Annotated in this window: 12 protein-coding genes; 6 read left to right on the forward strand and 6 right to left on the reverse strand. The window is 69.3% G+C overall.

Translation table 11 applies throughout. The annotated features are described in order from the left end of the window. Positions 1-169: 169 nt before the first annotated feature. Entirely contained in the window at positions 170-910 is a 741-nt protein-coding gene (locus ABDZ95_RS00005) for a polysaccharide deacetylase family protein (protein WP_343788410.1), read from the forward strand. 29 nt (positions 911-939) lie between these two features. Here ABDZ95_RS00005 and ABDZ95_RS00010 read toward each other — a convergent pair whose 3' ends face one another. The 5 genes from ABDZ95_RS00010 to ABDZ95_RS00030 form a co-directional block, all read right to left on the reverse strand. Beyond that, positions 940-1,860: a hypothetical protein gene (locus ABDZ95_RS00010; RefSeq protein ID WP_343788413.1), complete on the reverse strand. Its 921-nt coding sequence runs from the start codon at positions 1,858-1,860 to the stop codon at positions 940-942. A 102-nt stretch (positions 1,861-1,962) separates the two neighbouring features. After that, positions 1,963-2,985, reverse strand: a complete 1,023-nt coding sequence (locus ABDZ95_RS00015) for a fasciclin domain-containing protein (protein ID WP_343788416.1) — start codon at positions 2,983-2,985, stop codon at positions 1,963-1,965. A gap of 220 nt (positions 2,986-3,205) precedes the next feature. Beyond that, positions 3,206-4,072 (reverse strand): 4-(cytidine 5'-diphospho)-2-C-methyl-D-erythritol kinase, encoded by an 867-nt coding sequence (locus ABDZ95_RS00020; RefSeq protein ID WP_343788419.1) that lies wholly within the window; start codon positions 4,070-4,072, stop codon positions 3,206-3,208. A 2-nt stretch (positions 4,073-4,074) separates the two neighbouring features. Continuing rightward, on the reverse strand, positions 4,075-5,925 hold the full coding sequence (locus ABDZ95_RS00025) for a tetratricopeptide repeat protein (protein ID WP_343788422.1): 1,851 nt from the start codon (positions 5,923-5,925) through the stop codon (positions 4,075-4,077). A 57-nt stretch (positions 5,926-5,982) separates the two neighbouring features. Beyond that, positions 5,983-7,635: an electron transfer flavoprotein-ubiquinone oxidoreductase gene (locus tag ABDZ95_RS00030; protein ID WP_343791189.1), complete on the reverse strand. Its 1,653-nt coding sequence runs from the start codon at positions 7,633-7,635 to the stop codon at positions 5,983-5,985. A gap of 201 nt (positions 7,636-7,836) precedes the next feature. Here ABDZ95_RS00030 and ABDZ95_RS00035 point away from each other — a divergent pair, with 201 nt between their 5' ends. Both ABDZ95_RS00035 and ABDZ95_RS00040 read left to right on the forward strand, forming a co-directional pair. After that, positions 7,837-8,643: a uracil-DNA glycosylase gene (locus ABDZ95_RS00035; protein ID WP_343788424.1), complete on the forward strand. Its 807-nt coding sequence runs from the start codon at positions 7,837-7,839 to the stop codon at positions 8,641-8,643. 105 nt (positions 8,644-8,748) lie between these two features. Further along, on the forward strand, positions 8,749-10,449 hold the full coding sequence (locus ABDZ95_RS00040; RefSeq protein WP_343788428.1) for a lytic transglycosylase domain-containing protein: 1,701 nt from the start codon (positions 8,749-8,751) through the stop codon (positions 10,447-10,449). A 194-nt stretch (positions 10,450-10,643) separates the two neighbouring features. Here the strand turns inward: ABDZ95_RS00040 and ABDZ95_RS00045 are convergent, their stop codons facing one another. After that, positions 10,644-11,288, reverse strand: a complete 645-nt coding sequence (locus ABDZ95_RS00045) for a glutathione S-transferase (RefSeq protein ID WP_343788431.1) — start codon at positions 11,286-11,288, stop codon at positions 10,644-10,646. Positions 11,289-11,417: 129 nt separating this feature from the next. Here ABDZ95_RS00045 and purB point away from each other — a divergent pair, with 129 nt between their 5' ends. The 3 genes from purB to ABDZ95_RS00060 form a co-directional block, all read left to right on the forward strand. Continuing rightward, positions 11,418-12,719 carry an adenylosuccinate lyase gene (gene purB, locus ABDZ95_RS00050; protein WP_343788434.1) on the forward strand — a complete coding sequence of 434 codons (1,302 nt, stop codon included), beginning with the start codon at positions 11,418-11,420 and terminating at the stop codon, positions 12,717-12,719. Continuing rightward, a complete protein-coding gene (locus ABDZ95_RS00055; protein WP_343788437.1) occupies positions 12,716-13,210 on the forward strand; it encodes a DNA-deoxyinosine glycosylase in 495 nt (164 codons plus the stop codon). The genes purB and ABDZ95_RS00055 overlap by 4 nt, the downstream gene beginning before the upstream one ends. Positions 13,211-13,305: 95 nt before the next feature. Further along, positions 13,306-13,905, forward strand: a 600-nt coding sequence (locus ABDZ95_RS00060; RefSeq protein WP_343788440.1) for a fasciclin domain-containing protein, incomplete at its 3' end; no start/stop codon positions are given.

Below are 13,905 nucleotides of genomic sequence, written 5' to 3' on the forward strand. Positions count from 1 at the left end.
CCCTCCGTCCCGGCGCGCGAGCGCGCCGGGCCACCTCCCCACTGCGTGGAGAGGTGAAACTGTGTCTGTGCTCACCTCTCCAGCGAAGCTGGGGAGGGGGACCGCCGGCGAAGCCGGGGGTGGAGGGGTCGAGGAAGGAATTTTAAGGCCGATCTGATCCACTCGCCTCATGAAGCAGATCGACCAGATGCGCCGGCGGGCCGCGCGGTATCTCGATGTGGAGGCGGTCGCGATCGCGCCGGCGAAGGGCGTGTTCTCGCTGAGCTTCGACGACATCCCGGCGACGGCATGGACCGAGGCGGGGCCGATCCTGGCGCAGCATGGCGTCAAGGCGACCTATTATGTCTGCGGCGGGCTGGCTGGCGGGCGGAACATGGATCGCGACCAGTTTCAGGTCCGGCACCTGCAGGAACTGCACGCGGCCGGGCATGAGGTCGGGTGTCACACCTATGGCCACACCAGCGTGCTGCGGATGGATGCGGCGGCGCTGAAACTGAGCCTGGACGCCAATGCGGCCTGGGTGTCCGAGCGTCTGGGGGGGTACCGGATGACGACCTTCGCCTATCCGTTCGGTGACGCGACGCTGGCGGCCAAGCGCCATGTGCGCGGACGGTTCGATCTGGGACGCGGCGTGCGGGACGGGGTCAATGCCGGGCGCGAGGATCGCGGGCTGATCAAGTCGATCGGGCTGGAGAGCCGTCGCCTGCCCCACTACGACCTCGAGGGGCTTATGGCGGAAACGGCGGCGTCCAGCGGATGGCTGACGGCCTATGCCCACGATGTGTCGGACGATCCGACGGACTATGGCTGCACGCCGGACGATCTGGACCGGGTGCTGAGGCTGGCGAAAGCCGCAGGGCTGGAGATCCGCCCGATCGGCGAGGCGTGGGGGATGGTCAGGGGCGCGTAGGTTTTCCTTCTCCCCTTGCGGGAGAAGGATCAGGCTGCCCGGGCCAACTCCGTCTTCCGGCCGTCCGCCCATTTGATCAGGGCGGCGCGCGGCCACGCCACGATCCACGAGCGTGCGGTGTATTCGCCAGCCTCGATCAGGGCCTTGCGGGTGGGCGAGGAGGTGGCGGCGCGCTCCGTGTGGATGTCGCCGGGTCCCTGATGGATCAGGAAGGCGCCGTGCTTCAGCGGATTGACGCGCAGATAGGCCAGGCGCGGGCTGATCTGCTCCAGCGGCGGATCGTAGAACCAGCTCGATCCCAGCATGCCGGCCATCTCCGGGCGGCGCTTCAGGATCTCCGCGGCGGTGGCCCAGGCACGGTCCCAGCCGGCTTCGTTGAAATCCGACAGTTCGCGGCTCTCGGTGTGGACCTCCAGCCAAGGCTTCCACGATTGGGCCGCGGCGTAGGACGGGATCACCGACCAGCCCCAACCCTCGCGGGCGTGGCGCAGGATCTGGCCCGGTCCCATCGGCGACGAGAGATCGATCATCTGGGTGCGGGCACCGGGCACGCTGAGGACCAGCGAGATGCGGACGTCCTTGGCCCAGAAATCGCGGTCGTAAGGATTGGCGCCCTCGGTCAGGAAGGCGGCGAGGCGGCCGATCCATTCCGGATAGAGCTCCAGCGAGGCCATCGGCAGATCGGCGGCGGGCACGCGGGCCGGCATCTCCAGCGCCCAGATGGCCACCAGCGCCCGGCGGTGATCATCGGTCAGGGCCGGGCCGAAGACGGCCTGCAGGGCCTCCTCGGCGCGATGGCCGGGCTGGTCGAAGTCCCAGTGCGGCGCGGACGCCTCGGCGGCGGCGGCGGCGGCGTCCTTCAGGGCGTGAAGGCGGGCGCGGTCCTCGGCCGGCACGCGGTTCAGAACGGCCTCGAACGCGGCGATGAGGGCGGGCGTGAGCGTTTCCATGTCCGGAGCATTGCACGCCTCCGGTTTGCCGACGGTTAAGCCGGCAAACGAAAGGCGACGGGCGCGAGACCCGCCGCCTTAGGTACCTGACTGCCCGGGGGATCAGTTCGGGGTCGGAGCCGGGGCCGGACGCGGTGCAGGCGCCGGGGTCGGGGCCGGATTGGCCTCGTCTTCCTCGTCATCGACCTGACCGTCGGTCGGGTTCGGAACCGGCGGCGACTGCACCGTCGTGGTCATTGCCGACGGCTGGCCGTTCGGAGCGGTGGATCCCGGCGAGGCCGGACGGACGGTCTCGGTGATGCCGGTGGCGTTCGGAACCGGCGGCGGAGGCGTCGCGGTCGCCGGCGAGGGCGGTGCAACGGGAGACGGAGCCTCGGTGGCCGGCAGCGGGGGGACTGCGCCTTCGGCCGGCGCGGCGTCGGTCGCCGCCGGGGCTTCGGCGGCTGGAGCGGCGGTCGTCGCAGGCGCGGCCGGGGCGGCGGTTTCCTCGTCGCCCATGGCGGCCATCGACTGGGCCGGGTTCAAGACCTTGTCGATGGCGAAGACGGCGCCGTTGGAGGCGTCGATGTCGGCCCGGGTGATGGTGGCGCCGTCGATCTTCAGGGACTCGCCGGTGCCGTCGAGCAGGACCTGCGTCCGGCCGGCGGTCTCGACGCCACCGCGGGCGCCCTGGATCTGGCTGGACGACACGTCGGCGACGATGACGTGATAGAGCAGCAGGCTGCGCAGCTCGGCAGCGTTGGCCGGGTCCATCAGGCGGGTGCGCTCGGCCTCCGGCAGGGCGGCGAAGGCCTCGTCCGTCGGGGCGAAGATCGAGACGGCGGGGCGGCTCTTCAGCGTGTCGGTCAGGCCCGCGCTGTCGAGGGCGGCCAGCAGGGTGGTGAAGTTGCCTTGGGCGGTCAGGACGTCGATGACGTTGTTGGCCTGAACGGCGGGCGCGGCGGCGGCTGGAGCCGGGGCAGCCTGGGCCGCGGGAGCCGGCGTGGCCTGCGGGGCGAGCATCGGAGTCGGGGCGGGCTGCTCGGCCGGCGGCATCTGCCGGGTGGTGGTGTCCTGGGCGAAGGCGGCCGGGGCGGCCAGCAGGGCGGTCGCGGCGGCAGCAGTCAGAAGTTTTGTGCGAAGCATGACAGTATCCCTATGGATGCGATGAACAGCCGCGCAGGGTGTCAGGTCGCGGCCTCAACAAGCGGAACTGCAGCGTTGAAGACCTGACGTCGCAATCCGGTTCCATATGGTGACCGCACAAAGTTATTCAGAGATACGGCCAAGGTTATACGGCGACCGTCGCCATACGCAGGCCGGAATACTGAATCAGCTTCGCCGATATGGTCACGCTCGACCTGGATCAGCTCAGAAGCGTGGCGCTAACCCACCAGTCAGGCTGGCTATTCTTCAGGTGGCTGCCAGCGGCTTCGGCGCCTTGCATGTCGTCAAACAGGGCGAAGACGGTGGCGCCGGAACCGGACATGCGGGTCAGGCGGGCGCCCGGCAGGGCCCCGACCACGGCGAGAGCCTCGCCGATGGCCGGGGTCAGGGCGACGGCGGGGGCCTCGAGGTCATTCCGCCGGTGCGCCAGCCAGCCGGTGACGGCGGATGCGGACCAGTCGACGGGCGGCGCCGGGAAGTCCGCATCGGCAGGCGGGCCGGCGTCGTACGCACGGTAGACGGAACCGGTCGGTGACGGGATGCCGGGATTGACCAGCAGGGCCGGCAGGGGCGGCAGGGCCGGCTCGAAGCGGAGCTGGTCTCCCCTGCCCCCGGCCCAGGCGGCGCGGGCGTGCAGGCACATGGGGCCGTCGGCGCCGATCCGCCGGGCGACCTCGGCGAGGGCGTCGTCATCCAGCGGGAGGGCCAGCGCGTCACGGGCCAGCTTCAGGGCGGCGCCGGCGTCCGACGAACCGCCGCCCAGACCGGCGGCGATCGGCAGGCGCTTGTCGAGGGTGAAGGCCAGTGCCGGCTCGCCGATGCCCGCCGCCTCGCCAAGGGCGCGGACGGCGCGCAGGACCAGATTGTCAGCCTCGGTCGCCAGCCCTTCGCCGAAGGGACCGGTGACGGTCAGGGACAGGGCGTCGGCATGCCGAACCGAGATCCGGTCGCCGACATCAGCGAAGGCGACGAGGCTGGCGAGCGGATGGTAGCCGTCGGCGTCCAGCGGGCCGACGTGCAGGAACAGATTGACCTTGGCGGGCGCGAGGGCCGCGGGTTCCGCCACGCTCAGGGCCGGGCGCCGGTGACCGGAGCCTCGATGGTCAGGCCCTCCTGGAGCTTCTGCTGGACCTCGGCGCGGCGTTCCGGCTCGGGCTCCAGCGTCAGGACGCGGCTCCACTGCCATTCGGCCTCGCGACGACGGCCGACCTGCCAGTAGGCGTCGCCCAGATGGTCGACGATCTCGGCGTTGGCGGGCTCCTTGGCGACCGCGCCCTCGAGGGTTTCGACGGCGGTCTCGTATTGCCCCTGACGGAACTGGGCCCAGCCGAGGGAGTCCTGGATGTTGCCGTTCTCGGGATCGGCGGCGTGGGCGCGGGCGATCATCTCGGCGCCCTGCTCGACCCGGCGACCGCTGTCGACCCAGAGGTAGCCGAGGTGGTTCAGCATGACCGGGTCTTCGGGGCTGGCCTGCAGGGCGGTCCAGAGCTCGTTCTCGGCCTCCTCGATGCGTCCGAGACGCTCGAGCGCAGCGCCGCGAAGGAAGCGCACCGGTCCAGGCTGATCGGCGGTGTTCATCGTCGGCCGGTTGAGGATTTCAAGCGCGTCCTGATTGCGATCCAGCGCGATCAGCTGCCCGGCCAGGGCGTGCATGACCATCAACTGGCCGGGCACGGCGGCGTCGGCGCGGCGCAGGGCCTCGGCGGCCTGTTCGCCGTTCTCGTCGCGCTGCCAGCTCTGGGCCAGATTGAACTGGGCGCCGGCATAGAGGACCGGATCAGTCATGCTGATGCGGGCGAAGACGTTGCGGGCGGCGCTGTTCTGCTCGGCGGCGGCGAGGGCGTGGCCCAACCGAAGCGAGACGAGATCGCCGGGCGCCAGGCTCTCCGCCATGCGCAGGTAGATGACCGACAACTCGTAGGCCTCATCATGAGAAGTCCAGACCGAGGCGAACTGGAGCGCGTCGGCGGCGGTCTGCTGCGGCGTCGGCAAGGCCGGCGGGCGGCCGTTCGACTGGGCCCGCTGCAGGGCGGTCACCAGGCGGATCTCCGCAGCCTGGCCGCTCAGGGCCTGCTGGTAGAGGGTAATGGCCTCGTCCCGCCGGCGGCGGCGTTCGAGAAACTCGCCATAGTCCACGCCGAACAGCTGAACTCCGCCCGGCATGGCCATCAGCGACTTGTACTCGTCATCGGCGTCATCGTAGCGGCGGCGGGTCTCGAGGGCGCGAGCGCGGGCGAGCTTCAGGATCAGGGTCTCGGCGCCGCTCTGCGCGGCCTGCACGGGCGCCAGTGCAATGGCGTCATTCCCGGCCGCCAGGGCGACCGAAGGGGTGATGTAGCGAGCGATGTGGGCGAACGGCGGGGCGAAGCTCTGGCTCTGCAACAGCGCGAGGGCGCCGCGACCGTCGCCGCGGGCGAAGGTCTGGACCACGCCGATGATGCGTCCGGTTTCGGCCAGAAGCGGCGTTTCCTGAACGGTCGGGGTCAGGCGCACCACTTCGTCCAGATCGCCGGCGAACAGGCCTTCGCGGAAGGCATGGTCGCCCAGCGCCGGTTGCTCGGGCGTGAGGGCCTGGCTCTCGGTCAGAAGACGGGCGGCCTCGGCGCGGTCACCACGGATCGCCGCCACCCGACCGGCGAGATACAGACCATAGGCCGAGTTGCCGGCGGCGTCGGTCGGCACGGGCGCCCAGACGGCCGGGATCGGCGGAGCGGCGGGCTCGGGTTCGGCGACCGGTTCCTCGGTGGGGACCTCGGACGGCAAGGCAGCCGGAGGCGCGTTCGGGTCCTCGATGATCACGGCCGGCGCGTCGTCCCGCGGCGCGGGATCGACGATGACCGGCGCCTCCTGCGCGAGGGCGGGAAGCGCGATCAGGGCGGCGCTGGCGGACAGGACGAGGCGAAGAGAGGCGTGACGCATGACGCCGACCTTTTCCGCTTTATGAGGCGGGGACAAGGCCCCTTCCTCGCAGCTTCGTCACATATTCGGATAGTTCGGACCGCCCGCGCCTTCCGGCGTGGTCCACACGATGTTCTGCGACGGATCCTTGATGTCGCAGGTTTTGCAGTGGACGCAGTTCTGGGCGTTGATCTGGAAGCGCGGATTGGACTTGCCGTCCTCGTCGTACAGCACCTCGTAGACGCCCGCCGGGCAGTAAAGCCGAGCGGGTTCACCGTACTTCGGCAGGTTCACGCGGATCGGCACGGACGGATCCAGCAGCTTCAGATGGGCCGGCTGGTCCTCGGCGTGGTTGGTGTTCGAGATGAAGACCGAAGACAGCTTGTCGAACGACAGCTTCCCGTCCGGCTTGGGATAGGCGATCGGCTGATAGTCCGCGGCCTTGCCGGTCGAGGCGGCGTCGGTCTTGCCGTGCTTCATCGTGCCGAAGAACGAGAAGCCGCCGGTCAGGGTCTGGACCCACATGTCGAACAGGCCGACCGCGCCGCCCAGCGTGGTGCCCAGTTTCGACAGCAGGGGCTTGGCGTTCCGGACGAGTTTCAGCTCCTTGTAGACCCAGCTCTTTTCGTAGGCGGTCTGATAGGCGTCGAGGCGGTCGCCAGAGCGGCCGTCCATGACGGCGTCATAGGCTGCGTCCGCGGCCAGCATGCCCGTCTTCATGGCGTTGTGACTGCCCTTGATCCGCGGGACGTTCACGAACCCGGCCGAGCAGCCGATCAGGGCGCCGCCCGGGAAGGCCAATTTCGGCACCGACTGGAAGCCGCCCTCGGTGATGGCGCGAGCGCCGTAGGAGACGCGCGTGCCGCCCTCCAGATGCTCTGCCACGGCCGGGTGATGCTTGAAGCGCTGGAACTCGTCGAACGGCGACAGGAACGGGTTCTTGTAGTTCAGGTGCACGACGTAGCCGATGGCCACGTAGCGATCGCCGAAGTGGTACAGGAAGCTGCCGCCGCCGGTGAACTCGTCCAGCGGCCAGCCGGTGGTGTGCTGGGCCAGACCCGGCTGGTGCTTCTCGGCCGGGACCTGCCACAGCTCCTTGATGCCGATGCCGAACTTCTGGGGCTCGGCGCCGTCGCACAGGTTGTGGCGGGCCATGATGGTCTTGGCCAGCGAGCCGCGCACGCCTTCGGCGATGAAGACGTATTTGCCGTGCAGCTCGATGCCGGGCTGGAATTCGCCGGTCGGCTTGCCCTCGCGGTCGATGCCGAAGACGCCGGCGACGACGCCCTTCACCCGGCCTTCGGGCTCATCCCAGACGACGTGGCTGGCGGCCATGCCGGGATAGACCTCGACGCCCATGGCTTCGGCCTGCTCGCTCAACCAGCGTGTGAGATTGCCCAGCGAGGCGATGTAGCAGCCGTGATTGTGCATGAACGGCGGGAAGGCGAACATCGGCAGCGAGGCCTCGCCCGCCGGTCCGAGAATCAGGAAGCGATCCTTGGTGACGGGAGTCTCCAGCGGCGCGCCGCGTTCCTTCCAGTCCGGGAACAGCTCGTTCAGGGCGCGCGGGTCGATGACGGCGCCGGACAGGATGTGTCCGCCGATCTCGGCAGACTTCTCCAGAACGGCGACGCTGATGTCCTTGCCGTCCTTCTCCGCGCGCTGCTTCAGGCGGATAGCCGCCGAGAGGCCGGCGGGACCGCCGCCGACGATGACGACGTCGTACTCCATCACTTCACGCTCGACGCCCGCAAGGGCCTCGGCGGGGGGCAGCTTGTCGATGACGGCTTCCTGCCAGGCGTTGGTCGCGCCGCCTTCGATCTCGACTTCAGCCATGCCCCTGAATTCCCTCGTCGTCATTGTGGTCTCTTGTTTAGGCCTTATCCGAAGGTGACGCGAGGTCGGTCAAGGACTATCCCTGTGCCGACCGTGATGACTTCCGCCCTTTCCGATAGCGCCTCGACCGAAAGCCTGCTCGCCTTCTGGCGCGATGCGGGCGTGGACGCCTGTTATGGCGACGCGCCTGTGGACCGGACGCACGTCGCGCCGCCGCCCGCGGTGAAGGCGGTGGCCAAGGCCACGGCGTCGGTGGTGGCCGCGCCGATCATCAGCGACGTCGCCTCGGAGGCGCGGCGGCTGGCGGCCGCGGCGAACACTCTGGATGAGCTGGCGACGGCCGTCGCCGGCTTCGACGGTTGCCCGTTGAAGGGCATGGGCGCGCGGCAGTCGGTGTTCGGCCGCGGTAACCCGCAAGCGCCGGTTTTGATCGTCGGCGAGGGGCCCGGCGCGGAAGAGGACGAGCGCGGCGAACCCTTCGTCGGCAAGGCGGGCCAGCTTCTGGACCGGATGCTGCGCGAGGCGGGTCTGGAGGGCCGGGTCTTCATCACCAACACCGTCTACTGGCGGCCGCCGGGCAACCGGACGCCGACCCCGGCCGAGCAGGCCGCCTGCATGCCCTTCCTGGAGCGCACCTTCGCCCTGCTGCAGCCGAAGGCCGTCCTGCTGCTGGGCGCGGCGTCGTCAAAGTCCGTGCTGTCGGCGGACGAAGGCATCATGAAGCTGCGTGGGCAGTGGAAGGAATGGCGGCTGGCCGAGGGGAACGTCTCCGCGCCGGTCATGCCGACCCTGCATCCGGCCTTCCTGCTGCGGACGCCGATGGCCAAGAAGGCGGTCTGGGCCGACCTGCTGGAGCTGGCGGCGCGACTGGACTCCGACGGCCAGGCTCGTTCATCGGACTGACTCAAAAGCGCCCCAAAAATCGGGGAAATCTTGACATGGGTCGGGGGCATGGCGCCTTTCTGGCCTGACGACCGAACGAACAGCGACATTCGGGATCATTTCGGGATGATCCTCGCCGCTCTCAGGGGGGCCGCCTCAGTGCCTGCGAATTTCCGCCGCGCGATCCTCGCGCCGACACTGGCCGTTGCGCTGTCCGCCATCGCGGGCATGGCCCATGCCGGAGAAAATGACGAGCGCCGCGCGCCGACCGCCCTGAGCGCCGCCGACCGTCTGAGCTACACCACCGCGTTCGATGCCCTGCGTCGTGGCGATCTGGCAGCCGCCCGCGCCTCGGCGATGCAGGCCCAGGATCGCGTCCTGCTGGGTCAGGTCGAGTTCGAGCGCATGTTCCATGCCGACTACACCGCCACCTACGATGAGCTGGCGGCGTGGCTGGAGACCTATTCCGATCTGCCGGTCGCGGACCGCGTCTACAATCTGGCCATGCGCCGTCGTCCGGACGGCGCCGCCGAGCCCCGTCGCCCGTCGCGCTTCTCGAACCGGAGCTGGGCCGCGGCCTCGGCCGCCGGTCAGAATACCGAGGGCGACCCGATGAAGGCCGCCCGCGTCGCCCTGAACCGCGATGACCTGACGGGCGCCGTGAGTCTCGGGCAGGAGATCGGCGACTGGTGGACGGTCGGCCTGGCCAACTATCGCCTCGGTGAGTTCGGCGCCGCGACCACCGCCTTCCAGCGCGTGCTGGACGATCCGACCGAAGACGGCTGGATCCGCGCCGGCGCCGCCTTCTGGGCCGCGCGTTCAGCCGGACGTTCGAGCCAGCAGGACCGCGTGCAGCCGCTGCTTCGCCGCGCCGCCGAATGGCCCGCAACCTTCTATGGCCAGATCGCCCTGCACCAGCTGGGCGAGGAGCCGGCGATCCTGAACATGGGTGCGGTCCCGTATTCGGCCGCCACGCTGCAACGGACCTCCTACAGCGGGGCAGAAACCTCGGTTGTGGACGCCGCGGAGCTGGAAGCCTTCCTCCAGGAAGACCCCCGCGCCCGCCGTACAGTGGCCTTCCTCGAGATCGGCCGACGCAGCGAGGCGCGCGACGAGCTGCGCACCGGGATGCGATCCGCCCTGACGGACCGCGCCCGTCAGATGTGGACCGCGCTGGGCGCCATCATCGGCCCGCGCGTCTTCGGCAACGACAACGAGGCGCGCCGGATCGATGCTGATCGCTACCCGCAGCCGGACATCCAGCCGGACGGCGGGTTCGTGATCGAGCGCTCGCTGGTCTATGCGATCGCCCGCAAGGAAACCGGCTTCAACGCCCGCGCCCGCTCGGGCGCCGGGGCCTACGGCCTGATGCAGGTGATGCCGACCACGGCGGCGGAGATGACCGGCGACCGGGGCTTCGTCTCCTCGCCCGACCGTCTCTACGACCCGGCGATCAACGCCCGCCTCGGCCAGACCTACATCAACCGCGTGCTGGCCCTGCCGGCCATCGACGGCGATCTGCTGCGCGTGGCGGCGTCCTACAACGCCGGGCCGGGGCCAATGATGGCGGCCGTGCGCAAGCTGGGTCCGGATGCGGATCCGCTGCTGCTGATCGAGACGATCGACGTGCCGCAGGCGCGGGATTACGTCGAGAAGGTCGTGGCCGCCTACTGGATCTATCAGCGCATGAACGGCCGGCCGCTGCATACGCTGGACGCCGTGGCGTCGGGCGCGACGCGTGTGCCGCTGGCGCTGGATTATGTGCCGCCCCCTCCTCCGCCGGCGCAGCCGATGGAAGTGGCCTCGGTTCCGACGACTGGCGGCTGAACGCCTAGAGGCCTGCCAGCAGAAGGGCCGGCAGGCAGCAGGCGATGACGATCAGCAGCCCGTAGACCATCAGGCTGGGGCGGCGCGTCTCGGGCTGTTCGACTGGCAGGGACATGATGACCTCTGAACGCGGGGGCGTTCCTGAAGGTCCCGACGATACCGCTGTTGTCTTAAATCGCGGTTCCGGTGTGCGGTTAACGCAACGCTTCCGCCGACCACTGAAGGAAGTCGGGCTGGGCCAGAAGGGCTTCGCAGTAGGCCTGTGCCGAACCGTCGTCGCCATAGGCCGCCAGATCGATCTGGAAATGACGGAAGCGGGTCGCCACTGGCGTGAAGAAGGCGTCCGGGATCGACCACTCTCCGAACAGATACGGGCCGCCGGCGCCGAAGCGGGTGCGCATGTCCATGAACAGCGAGACCAGCCGGCGGATGTCGCGGTCGAGTCCCTCGCCCGTCGGCGGCGAGGAGCGATCCGGTCCGACCATGGTGTGGTCCGGCCCCATGCCGCAGTGGGTGCGCAGAGCCATGAAGCCGCCGTGCATCTCGCAGGCGGCCGAGCGGGCCAGCCAGCGGGCGTGCGGATCGGCCGGCCACAGCTTCGCATCCGGATAGCGTTCGGCCGCCCAGACCGAGATGGCCATGGAGTCCCAGATGGTTTCCCCATCCACTTTCAACAAAGGCACGAGACGCGACGGCGAGATGCGCGCCAGTTCGGCCTGTCCGGCGTCGGAGTAGATGTCGAACTCGGTTGTCTCGAACTGCGCGCCGCAGCGCTTGAGCACCAGCCAAGGCCGCAGGGACCAGGTCGAATACAGGCGTGGTCCGATGATCAGTTCCATAGCGGTCTCCCTCTGCGCCTCTCATACGATCGGATATCGGCGCAGGCCACGCCTCGAAGGACGAGTTTCAGGACCGGAACCACAAGCGGCGCTTGACTCGGACGCCCCCTCGACCGACACGGCCCGTCCATGATCACGCGCTATTCCCGCCCCGAAGCCGTCGCCATCTGGTCGCAAGAGACCAAGTACTCGATCTGGTTCGAGATCGAGGCCCACGCTGCCGCGAAGATGGCCGAACTGGGGGTCATCCCGCACGACGCCGCCAAAGCCATCTGGGCCAAGGGCAAGGACGTCGTCTGGAACGCCGACCGCATCGACGAGATCGAGCGCACGACCAAGCACGACGTGATCGCCTTCCTGACCCACGTTTCGGAGACCGTCGGCGAGGAAGCCCGCTTCCTGCACCAGGGCATGACCTCCTCCGACGTGCTGGACACCTGTTTCGCGGTGCAGCTGGCGCGCTCGACCGACCTGCTGCTGGGCGGCGTGGATCGACTGCTGGCGGCGATCGAAACCCGCGCGAAGGAACACAAATACACAGTCACGGTCGGCCGCTCGCACGGCATCCATGCCGAGCCGGTGACCTTCGGCCTGAAGCTGGCCGGCTATCACGCCGAGTTCCAGCGGGCCCGCAAGCGTCTGGTCACGGCGCGCGAGGAGATCGCCACCTGCGCCATCTCGGGCGCGGTCGGCACCTTCGCCAATGTGGACCCCGCCGTTGAGGTTTACGTGGCCGAGAAGATGGGCCTGCAGGTCGAGCCGGTCTCGACCCAGGTGATCCCGCGCGACCGCCACGCCGCCTATTTCGCGGCCCTGGGCGTCGTCGCCTCGTCGATCGAGCGTCTGGCCACCGAGATCCGCCACCTGCAGCGCACCGAGGTGCTGGAGGCCGAGGAATTCTTCGACAAGGGCCAGAAGGGCTCGTCGGCGATGCCGCACAAGCGCAACCCGATCCTGACCGAGAACCTGACCGGCCTGGCCCGTCTGGTCCGCTCGGCCGTGACGCCGGCGATGGAGAACGTCGCCCTCTGGCACGAGCGCGACATCAGCCACTCGTCGGTCGAGCGCGGCATCGGCCCGGATGCGACCATCCATCTCGACTTCGCCCTGCACCGCATGGCCGGCGTGATCGAGCGCCTGAACATCTATCCGGAGAACATGCAGAAGAACCTCGACCGTCTCGGCGGTCTGGTTTTCTCGCAGCGGGTCATGCTGGCTCTGACCCAGGCCGGGATCAGCCGCGAGGACGCCTATGCCGCCGTTCAGGAGAACGCGATGAAGGTGTGGCGCGGCGAGGGCCGGTTCATCGACTTCCTGAAGGCCGACGAGCGCGTGACCCTGCCGGACGCCGACCTCGAGGCCCTGTTTGACCTCGGCTACCACACCAAGCATGTGGACACGGTGTTCGACCGGGTGTTCGGCGCGGCGTGAGCGTCAAGCGCGCCTTCGACCCGGTCGTCGATGCGCGCACGCGACTGCTGATTCTCGGCAGCCTGCCCGGCGACGCATCGTTGGACGCTGGTCAGTACTATGCCCATCCGCGCAACGCCTTCTGGCGACTGGTCGGCGAGGCGGTGGGGCGTGACCTGGCCGTCTTGCCCTACCCCGAGCGGATCGAGGCGCTGAAGGCCGCACGGGTCGGACTGTGGGACGTGATCGCCGGGGCCGAGCGGCGGGGCAGTCTGGACGCGGATATCCGCAATGCGGAGACGGCAGACCTGAAACGGCTGGTCGAGGGACTGCCCGAACTGAGAGCCGTGGCCTTCAACGGCGCGACGGCCACGAAGATCGGACGGAAATCGCTGACGGGCGTCGACGGACTGACCTTGATCGACCTGCCCTCCTCCAGCCCGGCCCATGCGGCGCGAAGCTATGCGGACAAGGCGGCGGCGTGGTCTGTTCTGGGCGCTCTTATAAGGTAGAGCTGGCCGCGACGTCCTGCCGCGCCCGCGCATCCGGATCGCGTCCCATTCGTAGGACTCCGTGAAGCTGCCCCTGGCTTCTCAGGAGAACACCAATGAAAACGCGAACTCGCACCCTCGCCCTCGTAGCCGCCCCGCTGGCCGCCCTGACTCTCGCCGCCTGTGGCGATAACGCCGCCGACGCACCGGCGGCCGATGCGACGGCGACCGACGCTGCGGCCATGGCCCCGGCGACCGAAACCGCCAACGCCGCCGGCACCGTCGTGGCCGTGGCCCAGGGCAATCCCGACTTCTCCACCCTGACCACCGCCGTAACCAGCGCCGGTCTCGCCCAGACGCTGAACGGCCCCGGTCCGTACACGGTCTTCGCCCCGACCAACGCCGCCTTCGAGAAAATCCCGGCCGCCCAGCGCGACGCTCTGATGGCGCCGGCCGGCCGCGCCGACCTGACCAAGGTGCTGACCTATCACGTCGTCCCCGGTCGCGTGGACGCCGCAGCCCTGACGCAGCAGATCCAGGCTGGCGGCGGCAGCGCGACCCTGACCACCGTCGAGGGCGGCACCCTGACCGCTCGCGCAGGCGCCGATGGTTCGGTGACCCTGACCGACGAGATGGGCAACACCTCGCGCGTGACCCAGACCGACGTGGCCGCCTCAAACGGCGTGATCCACGCGATCGACACCGTGGTCATGCCG

Origin of the sequence: Brevundimonas kwangchunensis (assembly GCF_039523815.1) — a bacterium.
Taxonomy (GTDB): Bacteria; Pseudomonadota; Alphaproteobacteria; order Caulobacterales; family Caulobacteraceae; genus Brevundimonas; species Brevundimonas kwangchunensis.

Coding starts and splice junctions, on each gene's coding strand:
- ABDZ95_RS00005 (WP_343788410.1), top strand. CDS start 170: ATGAAGCAGATCGACCAGATGCGCCGGCGGGCCGCGCGGTATCTCGAT.
- ABDZ95_RS00010 (WP_343788413.1), bottom strand. CDS start 1,860: ATGGAAACGCTCACGCCCGCCCTCATCGCCGCGTTCGAGGCCGTTCTG.
- ABDZ95_RS00040 (WP_343788428.1), top strand. CDS start 8,749: ATGATCCTCGCCGCTCTCAGGGGGGCCGCCTCAGTGCCTGCGAATTTC.
- ABDZ95_RS00025 (WP_343788422.1), bottom strand. CDS start 5,925: ATGCGTCACGCCTCTCTTCGCCTCGTCCTGTCCGCCAGCGCCGCCCTG.
- ABDZ95_RS00030 (WP_343791189.1), bottom strand. CDS start 7,635: ATGGAGTACGACGTCGTCATCGTCGGCGGCGGTCCCGCCGGCCTCTCG.
- ABDZ95_RS00035 (WP_343788424.1), top strand. CDS start 7,837: ATGACTTCCGCCCTTTCCGATAGCGCCTCGACCGAAAGCCTGCTCGCC.
- purB (WP_343788434.1), top strand. CDS start 11,418: ATGATCACGCGCTATTCCCGCCCCGAAGCCGTCGCCATCTGGTCGCAA.
- ABDZ95_RS00045 (WP_343788431.1), bottom strand. CDS start 11,288: ATGGAACTGATCATCGGACCACGCCTGTATTCGACCTGGTCCCTGCGG.
- ABDZ95_RS00015 (WP_343788416.1), bottom strand. CDS start 2,985: ATGCTTCGCACAAAACTTCTGACTGCTGCCGCCGCGACCGCCCTGCTG.